This is a genomic window from Streptomyces sp. P17 (assembly GCF_032436805.1).
GTDB lineage: Bacteria > Actinomycetota > Actinomycetes > Streptomycetales > Streptomycetaceae > Streptomyces.
In genome coordinates, this window is sequence record NZ_JAVRBF010000124.1 from 1 (window position 1) to 7,984 (window position 7,984).

Annotated in this window: 7 protein-coding genes and 3 pseudogenes; 4 read left to right on the forward strand and 6 right to left on the reverse strand. The window is 70.0% G+C overall.

Annotated features, from left to right (window positions below; genetic code table 11):
- Positions 1-70 precede the first annotated feature (70 nt).
- Positions 71-589, reverse strand: a pseudogene (locus tag RMT89_RS39205) (FAD-dependent oxidoreductase); the annotation flags it as partial.
- On the opposite strand from RMT89_RS39205, the pseudogene RMT89_RS39210 reads away from it, so the two are divergent.
- Positions 583-846 (forward strand): annotated as a pseudogene (locus RMT89_RS39210) (peptide deformylase); the annotation flags it as partial. The pseudogenes RMT89_RS39205 and RMT89_RS39210 sit on opposite strands and share 7 nt — an antisense overlap.
- Here RMT89_RS39210 and RMT89_RS39215 read toward each other — a convergent pair.
- Complete coding sequence (locus RMT89_RS39215; protein WP_315888537.1) at positions 847-2,136, reverse strand: geranylgeranyl reductase family protein; 1,290 nt, start codon at positions 2,134-2,136, stop codon at positions 847-849. It lies immediately after the preceding pseudogene.
- Between the two features lie 98 nt (positions 2,137-2,234).
- On the opposite strand from RMT89_RS39215, the gene RMT89_RS39220 reads away from it, so the two are divergent.
- Entirely contained in the window at positions 2,235-2,756 is a 522-nt protein-coding gene (locus tag RMT89_RS39220) for a GNAT family N-acetyltransferase (RefSeq protein WP_315888538.1), read from the forward strand.
- A gap of 97 nt (positions 2,757-2,853) precedes the next feature.
- Positions 2,854-3,219 carry a PASTA domain-containing protein gene (locus tag RMT89_RS39225; protein ID WP_399498785.1) on the forward strand — a complete coding sequence of 122 codons (366 nt, stop codon included), beginning with the start codon at positions 2,854-2,856 and terminating at the stop codon, positions 3,217-3,219.
- Here RMT89_RS39225 and RMT89_RS39230 read toward each other — a convergent pair.
- Together RMT89_RS39230 and RMT89_RS46195 are read right to left on the reverse strand one after the other, a co-directional pair.
- On the reverse strand, positions 3,206-3,901 hold the full coding sequence (locus RMT89_RS39230; RefSeq protein ID WP_315888540.1) for a demethylmenaquinone methyltransferase: 696 nt from the start codon (positions 3,899-3,901) through the stop codon (positions 3,206-3,208). The genes RMT89_RS39225 and RMT89_RS39230 overlap by 14 nt on opposite strands.
- A 132-nt stretch (positions 3,902-4,033) precedes the next feature.
- A pseudogene (locus RMT89_RS46195) lies at positions 4,034-4,290 on the reverse strand (hypothetical protein); the annotation flags it as partial.
- Positions 4,291-4,594: 304 nt separating this feature from the next.
- On the opposite strand from RMT89_RS46195, the gene RMT89_RS39245 reads away from it, so the two are divergent.
- Positions 4,595-5,569 (forward strand): chitinase, encoded by a 975-nt coding sequence (locus tag RMT89_RS39245; protein WP_315888541.1) that lies wholly within the window; start codon positions 4,595-4,597, stop codon positions 5,567-5,569.
- 267 nt (positions 5,570-5,836) lie between these two features.
- Here the strand turns inward: RMT89_RS39245 and RMT89_RS39250 are convergent, their stop codons facing one another.
- Together RMT89_RS39250 and mqnC are read right to left on the reverse strand one after the other, a co-directional pair.
- Positions 5,837-6,484, reverse strand: a complete 648-nt coding sequence (locus tag RMT89_RS39250) for an imidazolonepropionase-like domain-containing protein (RefSeq protein WP_315888542.1) — start codon at positions 6,482-6,484, stop codon at positions 5,837-5,839.
- A complete protein-coding gene (gene mqnC / locus RMT89_RS39255; protein WP_315888543.1) occupies positions 6,485-7,684 on the reverse strand; it encodes a cyclic dehypoxanthinyl futalosine synthase in 1,200 nt (399 codons plus the stop codon). It abuts the gene before it with no gap.
- Positions 7,685-7,984: the final 300 nt, after the last annotated feature.

The window sequence follows — 7,984 nt, forward strand, 5'->3', positions numbered from 1 at the left end:
ACCGACACCCCTCCCGCCGTCACGGCCCACCAGCGGATTCAACTGATACCGCTACGTGCGGAGGATGGGCCTAGCCGAGGCCGAAGGTGTTGGGCGGGCCGAGGCGGTAGCGGACTTCGTCGATCCGCTTCAGGGGTTCCAGCTCGGGCGGGCGGTACAGGCCGCACAGCGTTCCGCGTCCGAATTGTCCGCCTCCAGCAGTGCGTTGACGGCCGCGCGGGCCGCCTCGTTGGCGCCCTCCATGGAGGCGAGGTCGATGTCGGTGCGGACGTAGTCGCCGGCGAGGAAGAAGTTGGGCATCCTGGTGCGGGCCGTGGGGCGGTTGTAGAACGTGCCCGTGGGGTGGATCATCAGCTGCTCGCGGTTCTGCGGGTCGGGGCCGCCGAGGCCCGTCACCGCCGGGTCCATGAACCAGCCGAGGCGGTCGGCGTCGGTGAGCGCCGTCTTGCCGGAGTCGTTGAGCGCGTCCTTCAGTTGCGCCCACAGCTCGGCGACGACCTCCTCGCGGGTGCTCCCCCAGAGGGGGTACCCCCACCCGGGCCGGCTTGCCGTACAGGATGCCCGGCTTGTCCCACTCGGAGATCGGTGCCGGGCGCCGTCATGGACGCACCGCGTCCGGACCGGGCCGTGGTGCGGGGGCTGGACAAGCACGGCGAGCCGGTGGTCATCGAGGGCACGGGGTACTTCGCACGGTGCCTCGCGCACGAGACCGACCACTGCAACGGGCAGGTCTACCTGGACCGGCTCTCCAAGCGGGACCGCAAGGACGCCCTGCGGCAGGTGGCGGACCGGCGGGAGGAGGTGTTGGCCCGCCGGGCCGCCAACATCCAGGCGATGAGCGCCTGATCAGGCCTTCGGGGCCACCTTGCTCAGCCCGTTGATGATCCGGTCCATCGCGTCGCCGCCCGTCGGGTCGGTGAGGTTGGCGAGCATCTTCAGGGTGAACTTCATGAGCAGGGGGTGGGTCAGACCGCGCTGGGTCGCGATCTTCATGACCTTCGGGTTGCCGATGAGCTTCACGAAGGCGCGGCCCAGCGTGTAGTAGCCGCCGTAGGTGTCCTTGAGTACGCGCGGGTACCGCTGCAGGGCCATCTCGCGCCCCGCGGGGGTCTGCCGCGCGTGCGCCTGGACGATGACGTCGGCGGCGATCTGGCCGGATTCCATGGCGTAGGCGATGCCCTCGCCGTTGAAGGGGTTCACCAGGCCGCCGGCGTCGCCGACCAGCAGCAGGCCCTTGGTGTAGTGGGGCTGGCGGTTGAAGGCCATCGGCAGGGCGGCGCCGCGGATCGGGCCCGTCATGTTCTCCGGGGTGTAGCCCCACTCCTCGGGCATCGACGCGCACCAGGCCTTCAGCACCTCGCGCCAGTCCAGCTCCTTGAAGGAGTCGGAGGTGTTGAGGACACCGAGGCCGACGTTGGACGTGCCGTCGCCCATGCCGAAGATCCAGCCGTAGCCGGGCAGCAGCCGGTCCTCGCCCGGACCGCGGCGGTCCCACAGCTCCAGCCAGGACTCCAGGTAGTCGTCTTCGTGACGCGGGGACTCGAAGTACGTGCGCACCGCGACGCCCATCGGGCGGTCCTCGCGGCGGTGCAGGCCCATCGCCAGGGACAGCCGCGTGGAGTTGCCGTCGGCGGCGACGACGAGCGGCGCGTGGAAGGAGACCTCGCGCTTCTCCTCGCCGAGCTTGGCGTGCACGCCGGTGATACGGCCGGTGCGGTCGTCGATGATCGGGGCGCCGACGTTGCAGCGCTCGTACAGCCGGGCACCGGCCTTCTGCGCCTGGCGGGCGAGCTGCTCGTCGAAGTCGTCGCGCTTACGGACCAGGCCGTAGTCCGGGAAGGAGGCGAGGTCGGGCCAGTCGAGCTGGAGCCGGACGCCGCCGCCGATGATCCTCAGGCCCTGGTTGCGCAGCCAGCCGGCCTCCTCGGAGATGTCGATGCCCATCGCCACGAGCTGCTTGACCGCGCGCGGGGTGAGGCCGTCACCGCAGACCTTCTCCCGCGGGAACTCGGTCTTCTCCAGCAGAAGCACATCGAGCCCGGCCTTGGCCAGGTGGTACGCGGTCGTGGAGCCGGCTGGCCCCGCGCCCACGACGATCACATCGGCGGTGTTGTCGGAGAGGAGGGGCTCGGTCACGGCGGGATCTCCCCAAGTTCGAAATCAGCGTGCCGACCGGCACAGGACACGGGCAGTCTATTCAGCAGCAGTGATCACCCGGCTGAAGGGTTGCCCCCGTGAACCGAGCTCTTCCCGTAGTACGGCTGCGTGTTCCCACCGACGAGGACGCGGTCGCCTGGCACCGGATCTTCGACGACCCGGACGTCATGGAGTTCCACGGCGGCAAGTCCGCGGGTCTGTCCGTCTACGAGGAGCTCACCGCCCGGCAGCGCCGCCACGACGCCGAGCGCGGGTTCTGCCTGTGGACCGTGCTCGACGAGTCCGGCGAGGTCATCGGCTTCACCGGCGCCCAGCCCTGGGAGCGCGACTGGGGCCCGACGGGCGAGATCGAGATCGGCTGGCGGCTCGCGCGGGCGCACTGGGGCAAGGGGTACGTCACCGCGGCCGCGCGGCTGACGCTGGAGCGGGTGCGGGCGGCGGGAGTGCCGAGCGTGGTGGCCATGGTCGACGCCCGCAACGAACGGTCGATCGCGGTGACGCGGCGCCTGGGTATGCGGCTGGCCGAGGTCTTCAGGACGCCGACCAGCGAACGGCAGGGGCACTGCTACCGGCTGGACCTGGAAATCGGAGCCGCGTAATCCAGTTCAGCCACGCACGGTAACCGACTGTCACAGAAAGACACTTAGCGCTTCCGGGTGGTACGCGGCGGGGGTTACCCTGCCGGTACCGCTGGGGGTGACGTCTGTGCACAAACCGCCCAAGACACCCGAAGTGCGCGTACCGCGCCTCGTGGGGCTGATGGCCGTGGACGCGCGTAGGTCGGCCGAGGCACGTGGCGTGCTGCTCGCCTCTCCCGACCGGCCCGACGTCCATCTCGCCGTGGTCGACTATGTCGTACGGCAGTACCCCCCGCCCGGCGTCGAGGTACCGCGCGGGGCCGTCGTCACCGTGTGGTTCGACTTCGGGGAGGGAGAGGGCGGCGGAGGCGCCGGGGTACGGGAGCCGCGGCCCCCGCGGCCGCCGCGCGGCGGGATGCAGCGGGAACTCGACGAGCCGGGAGGCCACTCCTACGCGGCGTGCGCGGGCTTCAGCTCTCCTTGAACCCGCGGTGCAGGGCCACGACCCCCCCGGTCAGGTTCCGCCAGGCCACCTTCGACCAACCGGCCCTCTGGAGCCGTTCGGCGAGGGCGGGCTGGTCGGGCCAGGCGCGGATGGACTCGGCGAGGTAGACGTACGCGTCGGGGTTGGAGGAGACCGCGCGGGCGACCGGCGGCAGGGCGCGCATCAGGTACTCGGTGTAGACGGTCCGGAAGGGCGCCCACGTCGGGTGCGAGAACTCGCAGATGACGACCCGTCCGCCGGGCTTGGTCACCCGGTACATCTCGCGCAGGGCGGCGTCGAAGTCCTGCACATTGCGCAGGCCGAAGGAGATCGTGACGGCGTCGAAGGTGTCGTCCTTGAACGGCAGCCTCGTCGCGTCACCCGCCGTCAGCGGCAGCCAGGGGTGCTTCTTCTTGCCGACCTGGAGCATGCCGAGCGAGAAGTCGCAGGGGACGACGTAGGCGCCGGTGCGGGCGAAGGGCAGGGAGGAGGTCGCCGTACCGGCGGCCAGGTCCAGGACCTTCTGCGCGGGGCGGGCGTCGACCGCCTTGGCGACCTCCTTGCGCCACACCCGGTCCTGGCCGAGCGAGAGCACGTCGTTCGTCAGGTCGTACCGTTCCGCGACGTCGTCGAACATCGAGGCGACTTCGTGCGGCTGCTTGTTCAGGGAAGCGCGGGTCACGGGCCCATTCTTGCAGCACGCCCTCAGGGAAGAAGCTCACGCCCTCAGGGAAGAAGCTTCGGCTTCTTCTTCGCGGCCACGTCCTCCACCCAGCCGCACACCAGGACGAACCCCGCGATCAGGACCCAGCCGACCGCGGAAGGTGAGGATCGGGCCGCCGTCGAGGACCTTGTCGGGTACGTCGCTGGAGCTCGCCCCGCTGCGCACGCGCTGGTCGCCGCCGACCTCGGCGCGCAGATAGCCGTCCAGCAGCATGATGCTGGTCAGGGCGAGCAGGAGCAGCAGGGCCGCCCTGGGCGCTGTTGCCGAACGGCAGCAGCCGGGCCGGGTCGATCGAGGTGCCGATGCCCATGAAGGCCATCCCCAGGACGACCGCGTACCCGACGCAGCCGACGCCGACGACGATGCCGATACGGCGCAGCACCTTCGACCGGCGTCCGGAGTTGTCAACGAACACGGGCCCTTCGGCGGACTCGTTGCCGCGTTTGCGGCGGCGACCGCGCGTCGCGGCGCGGCTTTCGATGGCAGGCTCGGAATGCATTCCCTGGACACTAGAGCGGCTTTGTGTGCCGAAGACGCCGGAGTCATGTGAGGTGCCCATGAGAAGCGCCTCAGTCTGTCCCTTCACTGAGAGATGCGGCCTTCGCGGCGACTTCCCGGGGGGGACCCGGTTCGGTGTGAGACATTCACGCAATGCGGAGTTCCCTGAAGGCGATGCCCGGGCTCGCCATTCTGTTTGCCCTGGCAATGAGTGGATGTACGGCACCCTCCGGAAGCGCCGAGCCCACCGAAAGCCCCACCCCCTACGCCCCCTACGCCCCCTACGTCAGCGTCCTCACCGCCTCCGCCAACGACACGGCCGGCTCCCCCACGACGTACAACCTGGCCTTCGCGATCGCCGACGGCAGTGACTGCACGCCGAGTTGGAGCGGTGTCCACCGCGTGGGTGACTCCGGGGTGGCGGCCCGGATCGCCGAGCTGAAAAAGTCCGGCGCGACCGTCCGCGTCTCCTTCGGCGGCGCCTCCGGCGATGAGCTCGCGACGCACTGCGACAGCGCCTCCACGCTGGCGAAGGCCTACGGCGAGGCGCTGGACGCGGCCGGCTCCACCCAGGCCGACTTCGACATCGAGGGCGACGAACTGTCCGACGCCGACTCGGTGGACCTGCGCTCAAAGGCGATAGCCCTGCTTCAGCAGGAGCGCGAGGACCTCACGGTCTCCTTCACGCTCCCGGTGATGCCGTCGGGCCTCGACGACGACAGCATCGCGCTGCTGAACTCCGCCAACAACCACGCCGTTGAGGTCTCCACCGTCAACCTCATGACGATGAACTACGGCGAGTCCTACGACGGTGACATGGGCGACTACGCCATCACCGCGGCGAAGGCGGCGCACACCCAGCTCCGGGACGTCTTCGGCACATCCGCCTCCGGCGCCTGGCGGGGTATGGCGCTGACCTCGATGATCGGCGTGAACGACGTCGACGGGGAGACGTTCACGCTCCAGGACGCCACGCAGGTACGGGAGTTCGCGCAGGAGAAGGGCATCGGGTGGGTGTCGATGTGGTCGACGCTGAGGGACCAGGAGTGCGCCGAGGATGCCACGCTGACCAACTGCAGCGGAGTGGAGCAGGAGGACGGCGAGTTCGGGGAGGCGTTCGCGGGATGAGCTCGATCGCTTCCGCGGTACGCGGGCCCCGGGCCGCGGGCCGCGGGCCGCGGGCCGTCGCCGGTTGCTCGCGCAGTTCCCCGCGCCCCTTTGGGGCGCGTCCTAGGGGGTGTTTTGAAAGTCCTGTGCGGTGCCCGCGGTGTTCGGTGCGTGCCCTCGGCGTGCCGGACGAAGGCCCTCGTACTGGACGTACTTGGGTCTTTGGCCGGTGCGGCGAGGGTGCGTGCCGGGCGCCGTGGGTGCTGTGCGGGACTTTCAAAACACCCCCTAGCGCCGCCGGTACACCAGCCGACCGCCCAATACCGTGGCCATGCAGGTCCCGGCCCCCTTGGCGAGGAGCGCGGCCTCGTCGGGCGCGTCGAAGACGGCGAGGTCGGCCCGGCCTCCGACGGTGAGCGGACCGTGGGCGGTGCCGGGCAGGTCGTACCCCTCGACGAAGGGATCCAGGTCCGGTCCGTCCCACACCGGCGGGGCCGAGCGCCACGGCTCGGGCACCTCGCGCAGCCCCGCCCGCACCACGGACTGCCGTACGGCGTCCGGGAAGGGCCCGCCCACATGGGTGGTCCCGTGGGCGAGCATCCGTTGCAGCCCCCGTCGGACGCTGCCCGCCATCCGGGCGGCGTCCGGGGCGAGTTCGTCGAGAGCGGCGCCCGTGGTGGGCTCGGTGCCGAGCTCGTCCGCCTCCCGCGGGTCGGGGTGGTAGCACCTGGTCAGCAGCCACCGCCCGTGCCACTGCCGCAGCCCAGGTGTCAGGACCCCCGGCCAGTTGCGCGTGCGCGCGCCGACGAGGGCCTTGGCCACCTCCTCGTACGGCCCGACAGCCACGATCCGTTCGCCGTCGACGGCGACCGCCCCGTCGGGCACCGGCTCGGCACCGAGCGGCAGTACCAGCGGCGCCGCGTGAATCGTGAGCATCTAGTTGGCGGCGAGCAGCTTCAGCTCGGGATGGGCGGTCCCGCCCTCGATCGCCGTCGACGAGATGTGGGACATCACCCGCTCGTCGACGGGGTCGTTCGCCGGGTCGTCGTGGACCACGATGTGCTCGTACGTCGTCGTCCGCTGCGCCGGAACCCGTCCCGCCTTGCGGATCAGGTCGATGATCTCAAGACGGTTGGAGCGGTGCTTGGCGCCCGCGCTGGAGACGACGTTCTCCTCCAGCATGATCGAGCCGAGGTCGTCCGCGCCGTAGTGCAGGGAGAGTTGGCCGATCTCCTTGCCGGTGGTGAGCCAGGAGCCCTGGATGTGGGCGATGTTGTCCATGAAGAGCCGGGCGATGGCGATCATCCGCAGGTACTCGAAGAGCGTGGCCTGCGTGCGGCCCTTCAGATGGTTGTTCTCGGGCTGGTAGGTGTACGGGATGAAGGCGCGGAAGCCGCCCGTGCGGTCCTGTACGTCGCGGATCATCCGCAGGTGCTCGATGCGCTCGGCGTTGGTCTCGCCGGTGCCCATCAGCATGGTGGAGGTGGACTCGACGCCCAGCCGGTGGGCGGTCTCCATGATCTCCAGCCAGCGCTCGCCGGACTCCTTCAACGGCGCGATGGCCTTGCGGGGGCGCTCGGGGAGCAGCTCCGCGCCGGCGCCCGCGAAGGAGTCGAGCCCCGCCGCGTGGATGCGCTGGATCGCCTCCTCGACCGACACCTTGGAGATCCGGGCCATGTGCTCGACCTCGGAGGCGCCCAGCGAGTGGATGACCAGCTGGGGGAATTCCTTCTTGATGGCGGAGAAGTGGTGCTCGTAGTACTCGACGCCGTAGTCCGGGTGGTGGCCGCCCTGGAACATGATCTGGGTGCCGCCGAGCTCGACGGTCTCCGCGCACCGGCGCAGGATGTCGTCCAGGTCGCGCGTCCAGCCCTTGGCCTTGTCCTTGGGGGCCGCGTAGAAGGCGCAGAACTTGCACGCCGTCACGCAGACGTTCGTGTAGTTGATGTTCCGCTCGATGATGTACGTCGCGATGTGCTCGGTACCCGCGTACCGGCGGCGGCGTACGGCGTCGGCAGCGGCGCCGAGCGCGTGCAGCGGGGCGTCGCGGTACAGGTCGAGCGCCTCGTCGGGCGTGATGCGTCCGCCCGCGGCGGCACGGTCGAGGACGGACTGAAGGTCGGCCTTCTCGGTCACCGGCGGCGTCCCTTTCGTCAAGGAAATGAACAGGTGCGCGCGAAGCGCTCAAAACAAGGGTGGTGGTGGGAGACGGGTGGGCGGACTGATCCAGCCTACGCCAGGCCTTGGAAGGGCCCGACGTCAGGCCGCGTACGTGTAGGTTCCAATTCCCTGTGTCCCTCCGACGGCGTCTGAGCTGCTGCGGAGCGGAATGTCTCGCCAGATGTCCCTTGCGGTTCGTCTGAGCCCGGATCCACCGGCTGATGTTTCCGAGGTCCGATTTCTCACCGAGGGCTGATGGTGATGTGGGGCACGGGT